The organism is Caballeronia sp. 11_S32 (genome assembly GCF_056930355.1).
Genome location: NZ_JBXOWH010000003.1, coordinates 1,746,617 through 1,766,844 on the forward strand (window position 1 = coordinate 1,746,617; position 20,228 = coordinate 1,766,844).

Consider the following 20,228-nt stretch of genomic DNA (forward strand, 5'->3'; position numbering starts at 1 on the left):
GGTCAGCCGGAAACGATATCGCGCTGCACGAGCGTCTTTTCGAACGCTTCGGCATCGACGGATGCGAGCCGGTCCAGATACGCGACGGCGAAGCTGCCGGGCAGAGCGGCCTCGCGCGCGGCGAGCTCGCCCGCGATGGTCGAATAGGCGATTCCCGCGACGGTCGCGGCCCAGAACTCGTCGCGATCCGACGCCGTGCCGACGAACGCCGCAACGGTCGCCGACAGCGCGCAGCCGACGCCCGTCACGCGCGTCATCAGGGGCGAGCCGTTGGACAGCGCGATCACGCGCCGGCCATCGGTCACGTAGTCGGTCTCGCCCGTCACCGCGACGACGGCCTGCGTCTTCAGCGCGAGGACCTGCGCGGCATCGAGCGCGGCGTCGGTGGCGGCGGTGCTGTCGACGCCGCGTGCGCTCGCCGCGCCGCCCGACAGGCTGATGATCTCGGATGCGTTGCCGCGAATCACCGCGGGCTTCGAATCGAGCAGATCGAGCGCGAACTCGGTGCGAAACGCGAGCGGCCCGACCGCGACCGGGTCGAGCACCCAGGGCTTGCCCGCGCCGCTGGCGGCATCGACGGCGGCGCGGATCGCGCGGCTCTGCGGCACGTCGAGCGTGCCGAGATTGACCGACAGCGCATTCGCGATGGGCGCGAACTCGCCGACTTCCTCGCGCGCGACGACCATCGCGGGCGCGGCGCCGATCGCGAGCAGTACGTTCGCGGTGAAGTTGGTGACGACGAGGTTCGTCAGGCAATGCACGAGCGGCGCGCGTTCGCGCACGCGGGTGACGAACGAGAAGAGGTCGGCGGCGAGCATGATGTCGGTCGAAAGAAAACGAAAGCGCGGAAAGCGCGCGGCGTCAGTGACGCGCTTCGCCGATCAGCGCGACGGAATCGAACGCGCGCTGATTGGCCTGATGCCGACGCATCACGAAGTACATCATCAGGCACACGAACGAGCCGAACAGCACGATGACGAACTGGATCGGCATGTCGAGCCACACGAGCACCGCGTAGAGACACAGCATCACGAGCACCGAGAGGTTCTCGTTGAAGTTCTGCACGGCGATGGAGTGCCCGGCGGACAGCAGCACGTGGCCGCGATGCTGGAGCAGCGCGTTCATCGGCACGACGAAGAAGCCTGACAGACCGCCGACGATCATCAGGAACACATACGCGATCAGCAGATAGCCCGGGAAGTGCATCTTGCCGAAGTAGATGCCCCAGTGCGCGGGAAAGAGATGGCGCGTGTAGAAGGCCATCAGCATGACGGCGAGCCCCATGATGATGCCGACCGGCAGCACGGTGAGCGAGCGCTTGAGCGGCACGCGTGCGGCCGCGAGCACGGCGCCCGCCGCAACGCCGACCGCGATCACCGCCTGCAGGATGGCGGCCTGGGAGAGCGTCATGCCGAGCGAGACCTCGGCCCACTTCAGCACGATGAACTGCAGGGTCGCGCCGGCGCCCCAGAAGAGCGTCGTGACGGCGAGCGAGATCTGGCCGAGCTTGTCGCGCCACAGGACGAGAAAGCAGTCGGCGAAATCGGTGATGAGCTTGAGCGGCCGCGTTTCCTGCTTCGGATAGCGCGCGCCGGTGTCGGGGATGCGCAGGTTGAAGATCGCGGCGACTACGTACATGAGCATGATGACGAGCATCGCGGCTTCGGCGGGCGTTTTGATGCGCGGAATGTGCAGCGACAGCAGATGACCCGCGATATGCGGACTGATGAGCGCGCCGCCCATCACGGTGCCGAGAATGATCGAGCCGACCGTCGTCCCTTCGATCCAGCCGTTGGCCGCGACGAGCCGGTCGGCGGGCAGGAGTTCGGTGAGAATGCCGTATTTTGCCGGCGAGTAAGCGGCAGCGCCGAAACCGACGATGCCGTACGCGAGCAGCGGATGCGCGCCGAAAAGCATGGTCACGCAGCCGACGACCTTGATCGAATTGGTCACGAACATCACGTGACCCTTGGGCCGGGAATCGGCGAAAGCGCCGACGAAAGCCGCGAGAATCACGTAGGACAGGACGAAGAACAGCTTGAGCAGCGGCGTCATCCAGTTCGGGGCGTGAAGGTCTTTCAGCAGTGCGATGGCAGCGATCAGTAGAGCGTTATCGGCCAACGATGAGAAAAACTGCGCGGCCATGATGGTGTAAAAACCTTTTTTCATCTGATCCGAAGCTTTCCTCACTGCGGGTGATCCGCCCCGGGCGCCTGTTGAGCGCGCGGGCTTATGCCTTTCGAAATGGGTTGTGCGCACGGCTTTATAACACGAAAATAGGCGCATTCTGACTAGCAGTAATCTCGATCGCGCGAGAAATCACACGCTCGTGCGCGATTTTCCTCATAAGATACTGATTCGCAAGGCGGTCTCGGAGAGCGCAGCAGGACGCGTCCCGCTGTCGTATGCTCACCTTTTCGACCGCATTCACTGCAATTCCACACACGCTCATGCCGCGCCCCCTTTCTGCAACGATCCATACCGCTGCGCTCGCCAACAACCTCGGCATCGCACGCAAGTACGCGCCGAAATCCAAAATCTGGGCCGTCGTCAAGGCCAATGCTTATGGCCACGGACTCGCCCGGGCGTTCCCGGGGCTGCGCGCGACGGACGGCTTTGGCCTTCTCGACCTCGAAGAAGCCGCGAAGTTGCGTGAATTGGGCTGGGCGGGGCCGATTCTTTTGCTCGAAGGCTTTTTCCGGCCCACCGACATCGACGTGATCGACCGCTACAGCCTGACCACGGCGGTCCATTGCGACGAGCAGTTGCGCATGCTGGAAATGGCGCGCCTGTCGAAGCCGGTCAACATCCAGTTGAAGATGAACAGCGGCATGAACCGCCTCGGCTACACGCCCGAGAAGTTCCGCACGGCGTGGGAGCGCGCGCGCGCCGTGCATGGCGTCGGCCAGATCACGCTCATGACGCATTTCTCGGATGCCGACGCTCCGCGCGGCATCGCGCATCAGCTCGAGGCGTTCGAGCGTGGCGCGGAGGGCATCGCGGGCGCGCGCAGCCTCGCGAACTCGGCGGCGGTGCTGTGGCATCCGGACGCGCATTTCGACTGGGTGCGGCCCGGCATCATGCTGTACGGGGCATCGCCGTCGGGCGTGACCGCGGATATCGCCAATACCGGTCTGAAACCCGCGATGACGCTCCAGTCCGAGCTGATCGCCGTGCAAACGGTCGACGCGGGCAGCAGCATCGGCTACGGTTCGGCCTTCACGGCGGGTCAGTCGATGCGCATCGGGGTGGTCGCGTGCGGTTACGCGGACGGCTATCCGCGCGTGGCGCCGGAAGGCACGCCGGTGATCGTCGATGGCGTGCGCACGAAGCTCGTTGGCCGCGTGTCGATGGACATGCTCACCGTCGACCTGACGCCGTGCCCGAATGCCGGAATTGGCTCCCGGGTCGAGCTGTGGGGCGCGAACCTGCCGATCGACGATGTGGCGAGCGCGGCCGGCACCATCGGTTATGAACTCATGTGCGCGATCGCGCAGCGCGTGCCCGTGCGCGCGGAATAACGCGTAGTCTCTGCGCGACAAGAACGACATCAAATCAAGGCTTTAAGTGGCAAAAGCAGCGAAGGCGAAGACGCTCTATACCTGTAGCGAATGCGGCGGGCAGGCGCCGAAATGGACCGGCCAGTGCGCCGCGTGCGGGGCGTGGAACACATTGCTGGAAACGGTGGAGCAGGCGGCATCGGCGCATCGTTTCCAGGCGCTCGCGAAGAGTTCGCCGGTGCGCAAGCTCGCGGAAATCGAGGCGTCGGACGTGCCGCGCTTCACAACCGGCGTCGGCGAATTCGACCGCGTGCTGGGCGGCGGTCTCGTGCCGGGCGGCGTCGTGCTGATCGGCGGCGATCCGGGCATCGGCAAATCCACACTGTTGTTGCAATCGCTCGCCGAAATCGCGCGCGACCGGCCCGCGCTCTATGTGAGCGGCGAGGAATCCGGCGCGCAGATCGCGTTGCGGGCGCAGCGGCTCGGCCTGATCGGCGGCGCGAGCGCGGCCGGCGATCTCGCGCTGCTCGCGGAAATTCAGCTCGAAAAGATTCAGGCCACCATCGACGAGCAACGGCCCGAAGTCGCCGTCATCGACTCCATCCAGACGATCTATTCCGAAGCGCTAACCTCCGCGCCCGGCTCGGTCGCGCAGGTGCGCGAGTGCGCGGCGCAACTGACGCGCATCGCGAAGCAGACGGGCACGTCGATCATCATGGTCGGCCACGTGACGAAAGAGGGCAGTCTCGCGGGGCCGCGCGTGCTCGAACACATCGTCGATACGGTGCTGTATTTCGAAGGCGACACGCATTCGTCGTTCAGGCTCGTGCGCGCGTTCAAGAACCGTTTCGGCGCGGTCAACGAGCTCGGCGTCTTCGCGATGACGGAAAAGGGCCTGCGCGGCGTCGCCAATCCGTCGGCGCTCTTTTTGTCGCAGCACGAGCAGAGCGTCGCCGGATCGTGCGTGCTCGTCACGCAGGAAGGCTCGCGGCCGCTGCTCGTCGAAGTGCAGGCGCTCGTGGACACCGCGCATGTGCCGAATCCGCGCCGGCTCGCGGTCGGTCTGGAGCAGAACCGGCTCGCGCTGCTGCTCGCCGTGCTGCATCGGCATGCGGGCATCGCGTGCTTCGATCAGGACGTGTTCCTGAACGCGGTCGGCGGCGTGAAAATCACCGAACCCGCGGCCGACCTCGCCGTGCTGCTCGCCATCCACTCCTCGATGCGCAACAAGCCGCTGCCGAAGGGCCTCATCACGTTTGGCGAAGTGGGGCTGGCGGGCGAGATCCGTCCGTCTCCGCGCGGTCAGGATCGTCTGAAGGAAGCGGCGAAGCTCGGCTTCTCGATGGCGCTGATTCCGAAGGCGAACGCGCCGAAACAGACGATCGACGGCCTCAAGGTGATTGCGGTGGACCGTATCGAGGAGGCGATCGACCGCGTGCGCGATCTCGAATGATCGTGTGATCGGACCCCTCGTAACGAGTCGTAAAAATCTCGTTGCGTAATGTAACCCAAGCGACGCGTGGTTTTTCTATCCTTACGAGGCTACGACCCGGCCAACTTCGCTAAAGGCATGTAAAGAAGCGAGGTGGCCGGAAGGATCGAGAGGACCATGCTTTGAAACACGCAAAATCAACCCGGCCGAAGCCCGTCGCGTTCCATCTGCGCGGGTGCCGCGTCTCCGCGCCGCTGCAGCAGCCATGGGGCAGCGGTTGCCGGATCGTCGAATGGATCGACGAGCAAGGCCAGATCTCGCGCCGCGTCGTTGCGGCCGATGTGACCGAAGATGAAGTCGTCGCGACCATTCGTCAGCATGTGACAGGGCGCAAGCACGTGCTCGTCGACGACGAGCGCCAGCCGCGCCAGGTCTTGCCGCGGCGTTAGACGGTCCGGAAAAGCGGATGCGCCGCCGCTTCCGCGGGCGTGAGCACGGGCGCGACGCAGCAATCGAGCGGGTCCAGCAGCGCCATCCATTCGTCGCGCGTGCGCTCGCGAAACTTCGCGGCCAGTTCCGCCGATAGTTGCGCGGCGTCGGCGCCGCCGATCGCCTGGCCGAGGCTCCAGTGCCGCGTGGCCCAGTCGGGACGGCCGAGCGCATCGCACAAGGTCTGCCAGAACTTCAATTCGAGCGCGCCCACCGCGACGAAGCGGTCATCGCGCGTGCGATAGACGTCGTAGCACGGTGCGCCGCCGTTCAGCAAACCGGCGCCGGCGCGCGTGCTCGCTTCATTGGCATTGGCGAGCGCGATATGCGCCATCACGTTGTGCGCGTGTATCGCGTGCGTCATCGAGACGGTCAGGCAGCGGCCTTCGCCGCCGCGCGCGACGTGCCACGCCGCCGCGAGTATGTCCATCACGGCCGAAAGCGCGCCGCCGAGCAGATCCGCAAGCTGGAAATTCGGCGCGATTGGCCGGCCGTCGCGTGCCGCGAGTTGGTCGAGCACGCCCGCGTAGGCGATGTAATTCAGGTCGTGACCGGCCTTGTTCGCGAACGGCCCGTCGTTGCCGTAGCCCGTGATCGCGCAGTAGACCAGCTTCGGATTCGCCTCGCGCAACACGTCGTAGCCGACGCCCAGCCGCGCCATCACAGAAGGGCGAAAGCTCTCGACCAGCACGTCCGCGCCGCGCGCGAGCTCGATCAGCTTCGCTCGGCCTTCCTCCGTCTTGAGATCCAGCGTGAGCTGCCGCTTGCCGCGATTGACGATGCGATAGAACGCGCTCGGCGTGCCGCTTTGCCGGTCGGCTTCGCTTTGCAGCATCGTGCGCGTGTAGTCGCCTTCGCCCGGCGGCTCGATTTTGAGCACATCGGCGCCGAGCTCGGCGAGCCTCAGTGTTGCGACGGGGCCGGGCAGCAGCCGCGTCAGGTCGAGCACGCGCAGGCCGGTGAGGGAAGGTGTCAAATCGATGATCTCCGTTATGAACCGATCTGTTATGAACCGATCTGTTCGAGTTCCTCGTGTGCTTCGAGCCATTCCATTTCTAGCGTTTCGAGGCGCGCGTTGACTTCGCCCTGGCGACGAACCGTCTCGGTCAGCTTCGATTTCATCGCGACCTCGTAGCTCGCCGGATCGGCGACGAACGCATCGAGTTCTGCTTTCTCCGCGTTGAGCTTGTCCATTTCCTTCTCGATCTTCGCGATGCGCGACTGCAGCGGCTTCTTCAAATGCGCGAGCTTCTGCCTTTCCTGCGCCTCCTGCCGACGCTGTTCCTTGCGATTGAGCCCGTTGTCCTGCGCGTCGCCGGACGAAGCCGAACTCGCTTCCTTCGCCGCCGCGCGCGTTTCGGCGGCGTGCTGCAGCAGCCAGTCGCGGTAATCGTCGAGATCGCCGTCGAACGGGTTCAGGCGATGCTTCGCGACGAGCATGAAGGTATCGGTCGTCGCGCGCAGCAGATGCCGGTCGTGCGACACCAGGATCAGCGTGCCTTCGAACTGTGCGAGCGCCATCGTCAGCGCGTGGCGCGTTTCGAGATCGAGGTGGTTGGTCGGCTCGTCGAGCAGCAGCAGATTCGGCTTCTGCCAGATGATCAGCGCGAGCGCGAGCCGCGCCTTCTCGCCGCCGGAGAAGGGCGCGATCTTCGCGGTGGCCATATCGCCGGAAAAATTGAAGCTGCCGAGAAAATCGCGCAATTCCTGCTCGCGCGTGTCGGGCGCGAGGCGCGCGAGATGCTGGAGCGCGGAATCGTCGGGACGCAGCGTTTCGAGCTGATGCTGCGCGAAATAGCCGATCTGCAGGCCCTTGCCCTGACGCACACCGCCCGACAGCGGTTCGAGCGTCTGCGCGAGCGTCTTGATGAGCGTCGACTTGCCCTGGCCATTCGCGCCCAGCAAACCGATGCGCTGACCGTTCTGAATCGACAGCGTCACGCCCTCGACGATCGGAATCTCGCCGCCTTCGTCGTTGTGATAGCCGCAGCGCACGCTTTCCATGACCATCATCGGATTGGGCGCGGCATCGGGCTCGCGGAATTCGAACGTGAAGGGCGAGCTCGCATGCGCGGGCGCGATCAGCTCCATCTTCTCCAGCGCCTTGACGCGGCTTTGCGCCTGCTTCGCCTTGGTCGCCTTGGCCTTGAAGCGGTTGATGAAACTCTGCAGATGCGCGACGGTTTTCTGCTGCTTCTCGTACGCGCTCTGCTGCAGCGCGATTTGCTGCGCGCGCAGCACTTCGAACTGGCTATAGTTGCCGCCATAGCGCTTCACCTGACGATTCTCCAGATGCAGCGTGACGTTGCAGACCGAATCGAGAAACTCCCGGTCGTGCGAAATGACGACGAGCGTGCCCGGATAACGCCCGAGCCAGTCTTCCAGCCAGACGATGGCGTCCAGATCCAGGTGGTTGGTCGGTTCGTCGAGGAGCAGCAGGTCGGACGGGCACATCAGCGCCTGCGCAAGATTCAGGCGCATGCGCCAGCCGCCCGAAAAGCTCGACACCGGCTCGCGGGTCTGCTCCAGCGTGAAGCCGAGGCCGAGCAGCAGCGTTTCGGCGCGCGCGGGCGCGGTGTAGCCGTCGGCGTCCGCGAAGGCGGCGTGCGCTTCTGCTTCGGCGGCGCCGTCATGCGCGGCGGAGGCCGACGCGATGCGCGCTTCGATCGCGCGCAGGTGCGTGTCGCCGTCGAGCGTGTAGTCGAGCGCGCTGCGGTCCACGGCGGGCGTTTCCTGCGCGACATGCGCGATGCGCCACGACGGCGGCATCGAGAAATCGCCGCCGTCCGCGTGCAACTCGCCGCGCAGCACGGAAAAGAGCGTGGACTTGCCCGCGCCGTTCGCGCCGATAAGACCGGCTTTCTCGCCCGGATTGAGCGTGAAGCTCGTCTCTTCGAAAAGCGGCTTGGTGCCGCGGGACAGGCTGAACTGATTGAAACGGATCACGTCGGAATGGCGGCGAAAAGGGCGCGGCTTTGAAGGAATGCGCTATTTTAGACCGGACGCATCGTCGGCTGAGGGTCGGCCGTTCGGCCAATGGCGGACGAACGCGTGTCGCGGTAGCATCGCCTATCTTCCATCGACTTCATTTCGCGGAGCGTGCGATGAGCGCAGCCACCGACGGCATCTACGGCTTCTCGGCCGAAACACTCGACGGCGCGGCCGTCAGCCTCGACAAGTACCGCGACAAGGTGCTCCTCATCGTCAACACGGCGAGCGAGTGCGGCTTCACGCCGCAATACAAGGGCTTGCAGGAGATCTACCAGCAACTCGCGGCGCGCGGCTTCGAGGTGCTCGGCTTCCCGTGCAACCAGTTCGGCAAGCAGGAACCGGGCGATGCCGGGCAGATCGGCAGCTTCTGCGAGAAAAACTACGGCGTCACGTTCCCGATGTTCGCGAAGATCGAGGTGAACGGCTCGAACGCGCACCCGCTCTACAAGTATCTGAAGGACAAGGAGCCGGGCCTGCTCGGCATCGAGGCGATCAAGTGGAACTTCACGAAGTTTCTCGTCGACCGCAACGGCCGCGTGGTGAAGCGCTACGCGCCGCAGACGAAGCCCGAGTCGATCGTGGAGGACATCGAAAAGCTGCTGTGAACGTGCTGAACGTGCCTCGGCGCGCTCAGAGAATCGGCGAGAAGAGCCGCGCGACGTGCATCGCCATGCGCCGCCAGAACGCCTTGCCGCGATAATCGCTGCCGTCGATCTCGAATGACTGCGCGAAGTCCGCGAGCAGCATCGCTTCCACCTGGCTCGCGAACGCGCGATCGACCGTGAGCACCGTGATCTCGAAGTTCAGCCGAAACGAGCGGTTGTCGAGATTCGCGCTGCCGACGGTCGCGGCTATATCGTCGACGAGCACGACTTTCTGATGCAGAAAACCCGGTTTGTAGCGGAAGATGCGCACGCCCGCCTGCACGAGGTCGTACGCATAGAGCCGCGACGCGGCGAACACCACGCGATGATCGCGCCGGCTCGGAATCAGGATGCGGACGTCCACGCCGCGCATCACCGCGAGCCGCATCGCCGAGAACACGGCTTCGTCGGGAATCAGGTAGGGCGACGTGATCCAGATACGCTCGCGCGCCGCGTTGATCGCCTCGACGAAAAAGAGCGAGCAGGTTTCCTGCTTGTCGGCGGGGCCGCTCGACAGCACCATGCAGTGCATGTTTTCTTCTGAATGCGGCGCGGGGCCGAGCTCGGGCAGCCGCTGCGTCGCCCAGTACCAGTCCTCGGTGAAGACGAACTGGATGCTCGCCACCGCCGGGCCGCGCACTTCCACATGCGTATCGCGCCATGGCGAGAGCCGCGGATTGCCGCCGAGATATTCGACGCCCACGTTGTGCCCCCCGATGAACGCGCGCTTGCCGTCGACGACCACGATTTTCCGATGATTGCGGAAATTGATCTGGAAGCGATGCACGAACTTGCGCTGGGCCGCGAACGGATGCGCCTCCACGCCGCCCGCGCGCAGCGCGTACACGTAGCGATGCGGCAGATCGAAGCTGCCGATGCTGTCGTACAGGAAGTACACGCGCACGCCCGCCTGGGCCTTTTTGATGAGCGCGTCCTTGAGCATTTCGCCGAGGGCGTCGGCGCGCACGATGAAGAACTGCACCACGATATAGCGCTCGGCGGCCGCGATGGCTTCGAGGATCGCGGCGAACGTGGCGTCGCCGTTGACGAGCACGCGCACCGAGTTGCCGCGCAGGAACGGCATGCCGGAGAGGCGCTGCAGCGTGCGGATCGTCGGATTGCCGAGATAGGTGGCCGGTCCCGGCGCGAGCTCGCCGCGCACGCCGGAGGAATCGACGAGCGGAGCGGTCTCGGGGGCGTCGCTGCGATCGCCCGAATCCCATTCGGCGGGCTTCGAGCGGCTGCGCAGGATCTCGACTTCGAGCCGCCGCTCGTCGATATAGCCCGCGAACTTGCTGCGGCCGAGGAACAGATAGGGGATCAGCGTGAAGTAAGGCATCGCGACGAGCGACACGGCCCACGCCACCGCGCCCTGCGATGTGCGGGTGTTGATGACGGCATGGATCGCGGCGATCACGCCGAGCACATGCGCGGCCATCACGAGCGTGCCGAGATGTAGCCAGTCGGATGCTTGCATAGACGCGGAAGTTGGGAAGCGATGCGCTAATGGCGATTCGCCATATTACCCAAGCCTTCCGCGCGAAGTGTTAGCGAGCGTCACAGCAACGCTCGCCCGGACAGCCGGTCAGGCGGGCAGGTCGGCGGCCTGGATCAGGAACACGTTGTCATCGCCGGCGCTCGTCGAGAGCCACACGAGATCGAGTCCGCCCAGCGCAGCCTCGACATTGTGCCGCTCGTTGCCGATCTCGACGACGAGCACGCCGTCTTCCGTCAGCCACTTGCCCGCGTCGCGCACGATGCGCCGCACCACGTCCATGCCGTCCGCGCCGCCCGCGAGCGCGAGCTCGGGCTCGTGCCGGTACTCTTCAGGCAGCGCCTGCATGGCCTGCGCGTTGACGTACGGCGGATTGGTGATGATGACCTCGTAGCGCCCCTGCGGCAGCGGCGCGTACAGGTCGCCTTCGTAGAGACTCACGCGCTCGTCGAGCCGGTAATCGTCGACATTGCGGCGCGCGACGGCCAGCGCATCCGGCGAAATGTCGACGGCATCGACATCGGCGTTCTCGAACGCCTGCGCCGCGAGAATCGCGAGGCAGCCCGAGCCGGTGCACAGCTCGAGCACGCGCGTGACCTGATCCGGATCGGCGACATACGGCTGCAAACCGTCCTGCAGCAGTTCGCCGATGAACGAGCGCGGCACGATCACGCGCTCGTCGACATAGAAGCGGCGGCCGTGCATCCACGCTTCCTGTGTGATGTACGCGGCGGGAACGCGCTCCTTCGCGCGGCGCTCGAGCACTTTCATCACGGCGTCGATCTCGTTGTCGAGCAGGCGCGCGTCGAGGAACGGATCGAGGGTGTCGAGCGGGAGATGCAGCGTATGCAGGATCAGATACGCGGCTTCGTCGTAGGCATTGGTCGAGCCGTGGCCGAACGACAAACCCGCTTCGGTGAAGCGCGAGACGCCGAAGCGCAGCAGGTCGCGCACGGTGGTGAAGGGCAGCGCCATCGAAGGCTCCTTTTTATTGTGGGATTGAGTTCAGGCGATCAGTGCTTCGAGCACGCGGCGGTACACGTTCTTCAACGGCTCGATGAACTTCACTTCGACATGCTCGTCGATCTTGTGGATCGTGCCGTTGGGCGGGCCGAACTCCACGACCTGATCGCAGATCCGCGCGATGAAGCGTCCATCGGACGTGCCGCCCGTGGTAGACAGCTCGGTGCGCACGCCGGTTTCATCGAGAATGGCTTTTTCGAGCGCGTCCGAGAGCGCGCCGCGCGGCGTGAGAAACGGCAGGCCGCTCACGATCCACTTCAGATCGTAGTCGAGGCCGTGCCTGTCGAGAATCGCGTGCACGCGGCTTTGCAGGCTTTCGACCGTGCTCGCCGTCGAAAAGCGGAAATTGAACATCAGGTCGGCGTGGCCGGGAATGATGTTGGTGGCGCCGGTGCCGGAATGCAGGTTCGACACTTGCCAGGTCGTCGGCGGGAAATATTCGTTGCCGTCGTCCCATTTTTCGGCGACGAGATCGGCCAGCGCCGGCGCGAGCAGATGCACCGGATTCTTCGCGAGATGCGGATACGCGATATGCCCCTGCACGCCCTTCACGACGAGCTTGCCGGTCATCGAGCCGCGCCGGCCGTTCTTGACCATGTCGCCGAGCGTGGCGTTCGAAGTCGGCTCGCCGACGATGCAGTAGTCGAGCCGCGTGCCGCGCGCCTTCAGCGCTTCGACGACCTTGATCGTGCCGTCGGTGGCGGGGCCTTCCTCGTCGCTCGTGATGAGAAACGCGAGCGTGCCGCGATGTTCCGGATAGTGCGCCACGAACTCCTCGCTCGACACGACGAACGCCGCGAGCGATGCCTTCATGTCCGCCGCGCCGCGCCCGTAGAGCTTGCCGTCGCGATGCGTCGGCGTGAAGGGCGGCGAGCTCCATTGTTCGAGCGGGCCGGTGGGCACGACATCGGTATGGCCGGCGAACGCGAGCAGCTTGCCATGGGCGTCCGTGCCGCGCTTCACGGCCCACAGGTTCGTGACGCCGCCCGATTCGATCGTTTCGCATTCGAAGCCGATCGCGGCGAGCCGCTCGATCATGAGCGCCTGACAGGCCTGATCGTCGGGCGTGACGGATGCGCGTTCGATCAGCGCTTCGGTGAGTGTGAGAGTGCCGGACATGGTCGATTGAAGATAAAAAATGCCGGCGCTGCGGCCGGCACTCGTGGCGTTCGCGCGATGGCCGAAGAGTTCGCAGCCATCGCCCTGTATCACGCAAAAAGCGTTTCGTACTGCTCGGCGGAAAACCCGAGCGTCCTCACGCGCCCGTTCACGACGACGACAGGCCGCTTGATGATCGACGGCTTGTGGATCATCAGCGCGATCGCGCCGGAAGTCGTGTCGGCTTCGGCCTTGTGCACGTCCGACAGGCCGCGCCATGTCGTGCCGCGCTTGTTGATGAGCTGATCGAGCGGCACATCCTTGAGCCAGTCCTGGATCAGCTTGTCATTCACGCCGGCCTTCTTGAAGTCGTGAAACTCGAATGGCACGCCATGCTCTTCCAGCCATACGCGCGCCTTCTTCACGGTGTCGCAATTCGGAATGCCGTAGACGACGGTCGTAGCGGACCCGCGCGCCACGATCAGTCGCCTCGCAGCAGTTCGTTGAGACCCACCTTCGCGCGCGTCTTCGCATCGACCTTCTTGACGATCACGGCGCAGTACAGGCTGTGCGAACCGTCCTTCGACGGCAGATTGCCCGCGACCACGACCGAGCCCGCCGGAATGCGGCCATAGCTCACTTCGCCGGTTTCGCGGTCGTAGATCTTGGTCGACTGGCCGAGATAAACGCCCATCGAGATGACCGAGTTCTCTTCGACGATCACGCCTTCCACCACTTCCGAGCGCGCGCCGATGAAGCAGTTGTCCTCGATGATGACGGGGTTCGCCTGCAGCGGCTCCAGCACGCCGCCGATGCCCACGCCGCCCGACAGGTGCACGTTCTTGCCGATCTGCGCGCACGAGCCGACGGTGGCCCACGTGTCGACCATCGTGCCTTCGTCGACATAGGCGCCGATGTTGGTGTACGACGGCATCAGCACGACATTCTTCGCGATGAACGAGCCGCGGCGCGCGATGGCCGGCGGCACGACGCGAAAGCCGCCCGCCGCGAAGTCTTCGGCGGTGTAGTTCGCGAACTTCGAGGGCACCTTGTCGTAGAACTGCGAGTAGCCGCCCGCGGGCATCGGTGCGTTGTCTTCCAGGCGGAACGACAGGAGCACGGCCTTCTTGAGCCACTGATTCACGACCCATTCGCCGTCGCGCTTCTCGGCAACGCGCATTTGGCCTTTGTCGAGCTGTTCGATCGCGTGCGCGACGGCTTCGCGGACTTCGGCGGGCGCGGCCTTGGGCGAAAGCTCGGCGCGGTTGTCCCAGGCGGTATCGATGATGCTCTGAAGTTGTTGCGACATAGTTGGTATCAAGGATGGGTAGTTGGGCCGGCTACGTTTTCAGGACCGATGTCAGGACCTGAGCGCGCGGCAGAATTCGACGATGCGGCGGGCTCCTTCGACACATTCCTCGGTCTCGGCCACGAGCGCGATGCGCACGAAGCCCTCGCCGGGATTCGTGCCGTGCGCCGCGCGAGCGAGAAAAGAGCCCGGCAGAACCGTCACATTATAGTCGGCGTACAGGCGCGCCGCGAACTCGGTATCCGTGAGCCCGGTGCCCGCGACGTTCGCCCAGAGGTAGAACGCGGCGTCCGGCAGGCGCACGTCGAGCACATCGGCGAGCATGGGCGTGACCGTCTGGAATTTTTTCAGATACTTCGCGCGGTTGTCGCGCACGTGCGTTTCATCCTGCCACGCGGCGACGCTCGCGCGCTGAAACACCGTCGAGAGCGCCGCGCCGTGATACGTGCGATAGAGCAGGAAGTCCCGCAGGATCGACGCGTCGCCCGCGACGAAGCCGGAGCGCATGCCCGGTACGTTCGAGCGCTTCGACAGGCTCGACAGCATCACGAGGCGCTCGAAGCCGCGATTGAGCAGCCGCGCCGCTTCCAGCCCGCCGAGCGGCGGATTGGTTTCGTCGAAATAGATCTCCGAATAGCATTCGTCCGACGCGATCACGAAGCCGTGCCGGTCCGACAGCGCGAAGAGCTCGCGCCAGTTTTCGAGCGTGAGCACCGCGCCGGTCGGATTGCCCGGCGAGCACACATAGAGCAGTTGCGTGCGCGCCCAGATGTGATCCGGCACCGCCGAGTAATCGCACGCGAAGTTGCGCGCCGGGTCGCTGTTGACGAAGTACGGCTCGGCGCCCGCGAGCAGGGCCGCGCCTTCGTAGATTTGATAGAACGGGTTCGGACAGAGTACGATGGGCGGTTCGGCGGCGTCCGTGCTGCGGCTGTCGATCACGGTCTGGGCGAGCGCGAACAGCGCTTCGCGCGAGCCGGAGACGGGCAGCACTTCGGTTGCCGCATCGACCGCTTCGAGGCCGTAGCGCTCTTTCACCCACGCCGCGATCGCCGTGCGCAGCGGCTCGCTGCCGAGCGTGGCCGGATAGGAGGCAAGGCCGTCGAGCGAATCGATCACCGCATCGCGAATCAGCGCGGGCGTCGGATGCTTCGGCTCGCCGATGCCGAAGCTGATCGGCGTGAATCCGGCGCGCGGCTCGATGCCCTTGAAGAGCGCACGCAGCTTTTCGAACGGATAAGGCTGAAGTTTCTTGAGAAGTGGATTCACGGCGTGACCGGTAAGCAGTGAGCGATGCGCGCGAGGCAGAAGGTGCCTGCGAGCGCGGCCTCGGAAGACATCGAACGGACGTGAAGCAAGCGGACGATTATAGCGCGCGGCCCCGGCTCGCAAGCGGGCGGCGGCGCGCGGCATGAAGGACAAGTACGAATGAACAAGCTCGAAAAGGGCGCGATGGGCGGAGCGCCGGCATGACCCGCGGGCTCCGGAATGCCTGGCCGACGCTCGCGATCATGATCGGCGCGTCGGTGTGGGGCCTCGTCTGGTACCCCATGCGCATGCTCGCCGCCATCGGCCTGACCGGCACCGCGGCCAGCGCGACGACGAGCGGCGCCGCATGCATCTTCGTGCTGCTCCTGAAGCGCCGCTCGATCAGCACGCTGTCCTGGCACTGGCTGCTCGTCGCGCTCGGCGTGGCGGCGGGCGTCACGAACATCGGCTTCGTGTGGGGCGCGATCCACGGGCAGGTGATGCGCGTGCTGCTGCTCTTCTATCTGACGCCCGCGTGGACCGCGATCTTCGCGCACTTCATCCTGAAGGAACGTCTCACGCGCGCCGACGCCGCGCTGTCGCTCCTCTCGCTGATGGGCGCCGTGACGATGCTCTGGTCGCCCGAGATCGGCATGCCATTGCCCGCCGATCTCGCCGAATGGGCGGGCCTCATGGGCGGCATGGGCTTCGCGATGAGCAACGTGCTCGTCGTCAAGGTCACGCGCACCTTGCCCGCCATGAAACCCGAGATGCGCACCGCGGTGATCTTCGGCGGGGCGGCGCTCGTCGCCTCCGTCGTCACGCTGTTCGAGCCGATGCCCGCGCCGCCGGCCGCCTCGCAACTGCCCATGGCGACGTTCATCGTGATCGGGCTGGGCGTCGTGCTCGCGGTGAACAACATGATCGTGCAGGTGGGCCTCGCGCGCGTGCCGGCCAACCGTGCATCGATCATCATGCTGTTCGAGCTCGTCGTCACCGCGCTGTCGTCGTGGCTTTTCGCGGGCGAAGTGCCCGGCCCGCGCGAATGGGCGGGCGGCGCGTGCATTGTCGCGGCGTGCGTGCTGTCGGCGTGGGTGCATCGGCAGGGTGCGTCGCGTTCGCCTCCCGCGCCCGAAGCGCTCGATGTCGTCCGCGACGCGCCGGAAAGCAAAAAGAAATCGACTCGCGCGATGGTATGATGGTGCCCACTTCGCCGGGCCCGTCACGCAGTGATGCAGCGCGTGGCCGATTGCGATCGACGGGCCGCGCTGCGGCCTGTCTGCCATATATCCTCCGTCACTCATTCAAAACAGCGATATCGCCGTGCGTCTGACCTCGATAAAACTCGCTGGCTTCAAGTCTTTCGTCGATCCCACGCATTTTCAGGTCCCCGGCCAGCTGGTCGGCGTCGTCGGGCCGAATGGCTGTGGCAAGTCAAACATCATCGATGCCGTGCGCTGGGTGCTCGGCGAATCGCGCGCTTCCGAATTGCGCGGCGAATCGATGCAGGACGTGATCTTCAACGGATCGACAGCGCGCAAGCCCGGCAGCCGGGCAAGCGTCGAACTCATCTTCGATAACGGCGACGGCCGCGCCGCCGGTCAATGGAGCGCGTACGGCGAGATCGCCGTGAAGCGCGTGCTCACGCGCGACGGCACCTCCAGCTACTACATCAACAATCTGCCCGCGCGCCGCCGCGACATTCAGGACATCTTCCTCGGCACGGGTCTCGGCCCGCGCGCGTACGCGATCATCGGGCAGGGCATGATCGCGCGCATCATCGAGGCGAAGCCGGAAGAGCTGCGCGTGTTTCTCGAAGAAGCCGCGGGCGTGTCGAAGTACAAGGAGCGCCGCCGCGAGACGGAGAATCGTCTGCACGATACGCGCGAGAACCTGACGCGCGTCGAAGACATCATCCGCGAGCTTTCGACCAACCTCGAGAAGCTCGAAGCGCAGGCGGTCGTCGCGACGAAGTACAAGGAGCTCCAGGCCGAAGGCGAAGAGAAGCAGCGCCTGCTGTGGCTGCTGCGCAAGAAGGAAGCGGGCAACGAAGCCGAGCGTCAGCAGCGCGCGATCCGCGAGGCGCAGGTCGAGCTCGAAGCGCAGACCGCGCGTCTGCGTGAAGTCGAAGCGCAACTGGAAACGCTGCGCGTCGCGCATTACAGCGCGAGCGACGCAATGCAGGGCGCGCAAGGCGCGCTCTACGAAGCCAATGCCGAAGTGAGCCGTCTGGAAGCGGAGATCCGTTTCATCGTCGAGTCGCGCAATCGCGTGCAGGCACAGATCGCGGCGCTCACCGCGCAGCGCGAGCAATGGCAGGTGCAGGCGCAAAAGGCGCGCGACGAAATCGACACCGCGACCGAAGCGCTCGCCGAAGGCGAAGAAAAGGCTGCGATCGCGCAGGAAAACGCGGCCGCGAAGCACGATGCGCTGCCCGCGCTCGAAGCCCGCTGGCGCGATGCGCAGGCACAACTGAACGAAGAACGCGCGGGCATCGCGCGCGCGGAACAGGCGCTGAAGCTCGAGGCGGCGCATCAGCGCAACGCCGATCAGCAGCTTCAGCAACTGCAGCAGCGCCAGGAACGCCTGAAGAACGAAGCGAGCGGGCTCGACGCACCGGATGAAGCGCATCTCGAAGAGTTGCGCATGCAGCTCGCCGAGAACGAGGAAATTCTCGCCGAAGCACAGGCGCGCCTCGCCGATGCGCAGGAAACCGTGCCGCGTCTCGACGCCGAACGCCGTGCGGCGCAGGAACGCGTGCAGAAGGAAAGCGCGCACATCCATCAGCTCGAAGCGCGCCTCGCCGCACTGAAAGCACTGCAGGAAAGCGTGCAGACCGAAGGCAAGATCCAGCCGTGGCTCGACAAGCACGAGCTCGGCGCGCTGCCGCGTCTGTGGAAGAAGCTGCACGTCGAGGCCGGCTGGGAAGCGGCGCTGGAGTCCGTGCTGCGCGAGCGGCTCGCCGCGCTGGAAGTATCGAACCTGGATTGGGTCAAGGCCTTCGCCACCGATGCGCCGCCCGCCAAGCTCGCGTTTTATTCGCCGCCCGCCGCGGGCAAGCCGGTCGAGACGCCGCAAGGACTGCGTTCGTTGCTGTCGCTCGTGCGCATCGACGATCCGGGCCTGCGCGCCGTGCTGAACGAATGGCTCGCCACGACCTTCGTCGCGGATGACATCGCGCAGGCGCTGGCATCGCGCAATCAGTTGCCGGATGGCGCCGCGTTCGTCGTGAAGGCGGGGCATATCGTGACGCGCGTGGGCGTGCAGCTTTATGCGTCGGATTCCGAGCAGTCGGGCATGCTCGCGCGCGCGCAGGAAATCGAAAATCTGACGAAGCAGGTGCGTGCTCAGGCCTTGCTGTCAGACGAAGCGAAGGCCAACGCCGTGCGGGCGGACGCCGCGCACACGCAGGCGTCGCAGGCGCTCGCGGAAGCGCGCGCCGCCGCCGAGCGCGCGACCCAGCGCGTCCACGCATTGCAGATGGACGTGCTCAAGCTCGCGCAGGCGCACGAGCGCTACACGCAGCGCAACACGCAGATCGGCGAGGAACTGGAAGAGATCGCCGCGCAGGTCGATGAGCAGCGCGCGCTGCGTGCCGAATCGGAAGCGGCGTTCGAGCGTCACGACGGCGAGATCGCGCAATTGCAGGCGCGTTTCGAAGATAACCAGCTCGCGTTCGAATCGCTCGACGAGGAACTCACGAACGCGCGTCACGAACTGCGCGAACTGGAGCGCGCGGCCAGCGACGCGAGCTTCGCCGTGCGCGGGCTCGCCGCGAAGATCGACGAGTACAAGCGCAATATCGAGACGGCGCACGAGCAGAGCGAGCGCATCGCGGGCACGCTGGAAGACGCGCGCGCCGAACTCGAGACCATCAACGAGCAGACCGCGCAAACCGGCCTGCACGACGCGCTCGAAGTGCGCGCGGCGCGCGAGGAATCTTTGCATGCGGCGCGCGTCGAACTGGACGATCTCACCGCGCGTCTGCGTCAGGCGGACGAGCAGCGCCTCATGGCCGAACGCTCGCTGCAGCCGCTGCGCGACAAGATCAACGAATTGCAGTTGAAGGAGCAGGCCGCGCGCATCAGTGGCGAGCAGTTCGTCGAGCAGTTGCAGGCGGCGGGCGTCGATGAAGCCGAGCTCGCCGAGAAGCTCACGCCGGACATGAAGCCTTCGTATCTGCAGGGCGAAGTCACGCGCCTGAACAACGCGATCAACGCGCTCGGCCCGGTCAACATGGCCGCGCTCGAAGAGTTGGCTGCGGCGACCGAGCGCAAGCACTTCCTCGACGCGCAGTCGGCGGACCTGAACGACGCCATCGGCACGCTGGAAGACGCGATCTCGAAGATCGACCAGGAAACGCGCGCGCTCCTGCAAGGCACGTTCGACGAGGTGAACCGTCACTTCGGCGAACTGTTCCCGCGTCTCTTCGGCGGCGGCCAGGCGAAGCTCATCATGACCGGCGACGAAATCCTCGACGCCGGCGTGCAGGTGATGGCGCAGCCGCCCGGCAAGAAGAATTCGACCATTCACCTGCTCTCGGGCGGCGAGAAGGCGTTGACGGCCACGGCGCTCGTGTTCGCGATGTTCCAGCTGAATCCCGCGCCGTTCTGTCTGCTCGACGAAGTGGACGCGCCGCTCGACGACGCCAACACCGAGCGCTTCGCGAATCTCGTGCGCGCGATGTCGGCCAAGACGCAGTTCCTGTTCATCTCGCACAACAAGATCGCGATGGAAATGGCGCAGCAGCTGATCGGCGTGACGATGCAGGAGCAGGGCGTGTCGCGCATCGTCGCGGTGGATATGGAAGCCGCGGCGGGCTTCGCGCAGAACGGCTGAAGCGTCGCGGTTCGCAAAAGTTTTGATTGAGTGTGGGGCCGGACGGCGATCCGGCGGCGTGCGTCAAGGCGCGGAGTGGCGCGCATCGGCCAGGCGGCGGCGAGAAGCCGGAACGCGGCGCGATGCGTGCGACAGATCGCGCGGCGCTTCGTAACGTAAA

General features: G+C 65.4%; 16 protein-coding genes. 6 read left to right on the top strand and 10 right to left on the bottom strand.

Translation table 11 applies throughout. From position 1 onward, the window contains the following. Window positions 1-2 precede the first annotated feature (2 nt). Window positions 3-818 (bottom strand): hydroxyethylthiazole kinase, encoded by an 816-nt coding sequence (gene thiM, locus AC1Z32_RS19780; RefSeq protein WP_483480190.1) that lies wholly within the window; start codon window positions 816-818, stop codon window positions 3-5. Window positions 819-861: 43 nt separating this feature from the next. After that, window positions 862-2,169: a lysophospholipid transporter LplT gene (gene lplT, locus AC1Z32_RS19785; protein WP_483480191.1), complete on the bottom strand. Its 1,308-nt coding sequence runs from the start codon at window positions 2,167-2,169 to the stop codon at window positions 862-864. A gap of 281 nt (window positions 2,170-2,450) precedes the next feature. Here lplT and alr point away from each other — a divergent pair, with 281 nt between their 5' ends. The 3 genes from alr (at window position 2,451) to AC1Z32_RS19800 (ending at window position 5,381) form a co-directional block, all read left to right on the top strand. Next, window positions 2,451-3,521: an alanine racemase gene (alr, locus tag AC1Z32_RS19790; RefSeq protein WP_483480192.1), complete on the top strand. Its 1,071-nt coding sequence runs from the start codon at window positions 2,451-2,453 to the stop codon at window positions 3,519-3,521. A gap of 46 nt (window positions 3,522-3,567) precedes the next feature. After that, window positions 3,568-4,953 (top strand): DNA repair protein RadA, encoded by a 1,386-nt coding sequence (gene radA, locus AC1Z32_RS19795; protein ID WP_483480193.1) that lies wholly within the window; start codon window positions 3,568-3,570, stop codon window positions 4,951-4,953. Window positions 4,954-5,114: 161 nt separating this feature from the next. After that, window positions 5,115-5,381 carry a DUF2866 domain-containing protein gene (locus AC1Z32_RS19800; RefSeq protein WP_483480194.1) on the top strand — a complete coding sequence of 89 codons (267 nt, stop codon included), beginning with the start codon at window positions 5,115-5,117 and terminating at the stop codon, window positions 5,379-5,381. On the opposite strand, the gene AC1Z32_RS19805 is transcribed toward AC1Z32_RS19800, so the two are convergent. Further along, window positions 5,378-6,397 (bottom strand): CaiB/BaiF CoA transferase family protein, encoded by a 1,020-nt coding sequence (locus AC1Z32_RS19805; RefSeq protein WP_483480195.1) that lies wholly within the window; start codon window positions 6,395-6,397, stop codon window positions 5,378-5,380. The genes AC1Z32_RS19800 and AC1Z32_RS19805 overlap by 4 nt on opposite strands. Window positions 6,398-6,426: 29 nt before the next feature. Further along, window positions 6,427-8,367, bottom strand: coding sequence for an ATP-binding cassette domain-containing protein (locus AC1Z32_RS19810; RefSeq protein ID WP_483480196.1), 1,941 nt, complete (start codon window positions 8,365-8,367; stop codon window positions 6,427-6,429). Between the two features lie 158 nt (window positions 8,368-8,525). On the opposite strand from AC1Z32_RS19810, the gene AC1Z32_RS19815 reads away from it, so the two are divergent. Further along, the gene (locus AC1Z32_RS19815) at window positions 8,526-9,017 is read left to right on the top strand and encodes a glutathione peroxidase (RefSeq protein WP_483480197.1); all 492 of its coding nucleotides are present in this window, start codon (window positions 8,526-8,528) and stop codon (window positions 9,015-9,017) included. Window positions 9,018-9,042: 25 nt separating this feature from the next. On the opposite strand, the gene cls is transcribed toward AC1Z32_RS19815, so the two are convergent. From cls to dapC, 6 genes are all read right to left on the bottom strand, one after another. Beyond that, window positions 9,043-10,533 carry a cardiolipin synthase gene (gene cls, locus AC1Z32_RS19820; protein WP_483480198.1) on the bottom strand — a complete coding sequence of 497 codons (1,491 nt, stop codon included), beginning with the start codon at window positions 10,531-10,533 and terminating at the stop codon, window positions 9,043-9,045. Window positions 10,534-10,641: 108 nt separating this feature from the next. Further along, on the bottom strand, window positions 10,642-11,526 hold the full coding sequence (prmB, locus tag AC1Z32_RS19825) for a 50S ribosomal protein L3 N(5)-glutamine methyltransferase (protein ID WP_483480199.1): 885 nt from the start codon (window positions 11,524-11,526) through the stop codon (window positions 10,642-10,644). A gap of 30 nt (window positions 11,527-11,556) precedes the next feature. Beyond that, on the bottom strand, window positions 11,557-12,693 hold the full coding sequence (gene dapE, locus AC1Z32_RS19830) for a succinyl-diaminopimelate desuccinylase (protein ID WP_483480200.1): 1,137 nt from the start codon (window positions 12,691-12,693) through the stop codon (window positions 11,557-11,559). A gap of 89 nt (window positions 12,694-12,782) precedes the next feature. Beyond that, window positions 12,783-13,151, bottom strand: a complete 369-nt coding sequence (locus AC1Z32_RS19835) for an ArsC family reductase (protein ID WP_483480201.1) — start codon at window positions 13,149-13,151, stop codon at window positions 12,783-12,785. A gap of 2 nt (window positions 13,152-13,153) precedes the next feature. Further along, entirely contained in the window at window positions 13,154-13,981 is an 828-nt protein-coding gene (gene dapD, locus AC1Z32_RS19840; RefSeq protein ID WP_483480202.1) for a 2,3,4,5-tetrahydropyridine-2,6-dicarboxylate N-succinyltransferase, read from the bottom strand. A gap of 51 nt (window positions 13,982-14,032) precedes the next feature. Further along, window positions 14,033-15,250: a succinyldiaminopimelate transaminase gene (gene dapC / locus AC1Z32_RS19845; protein WP_483480203.1), complete on the bottom strand. Its 1,218-nt coding sequence runs from the start codon at window positions 15,248-15,250 to the stop codon at window positions 14,033-14,035. Window positions 15,251-15,450: 200 nt separating this feature from the next. On the opposite strand from dapC, the gene AC1Z32_RS19850 reads away from it, so the two are divergent. Together AC1Z32_RS19850 and smc are read left to right on the top strand one after the other, a co-directional pair. After that, window positions 15,451-16,428, top strand: a complete 978-nt coding sequence (locus tag AC1Z32_RS19850) for a DMT family transporter (RefSeq protein ID WP_483480204.1) — start codon at window positions 15,451-15,453, stop codon at window positions 16,426-16,428. A gap of 124 nt (window positions 16,429-16,552) precedes the next feature. Beyond that, window positions 16,553-20,068 carry a chromosome segregation protein SMC gene (smc, locus tag AC1Z32_RS19855; protein WP_483480205.1) on the top strand — a complete coding sequence of 1,172 codons (3,516 nt, stop codon included), beginning with the start codon at window positions 16,553-16,555 and terminating at the stop codon, window positions 20,066-20,068. Window positions 20,069-20,228 lie beyond the last annotated feature (160 nt).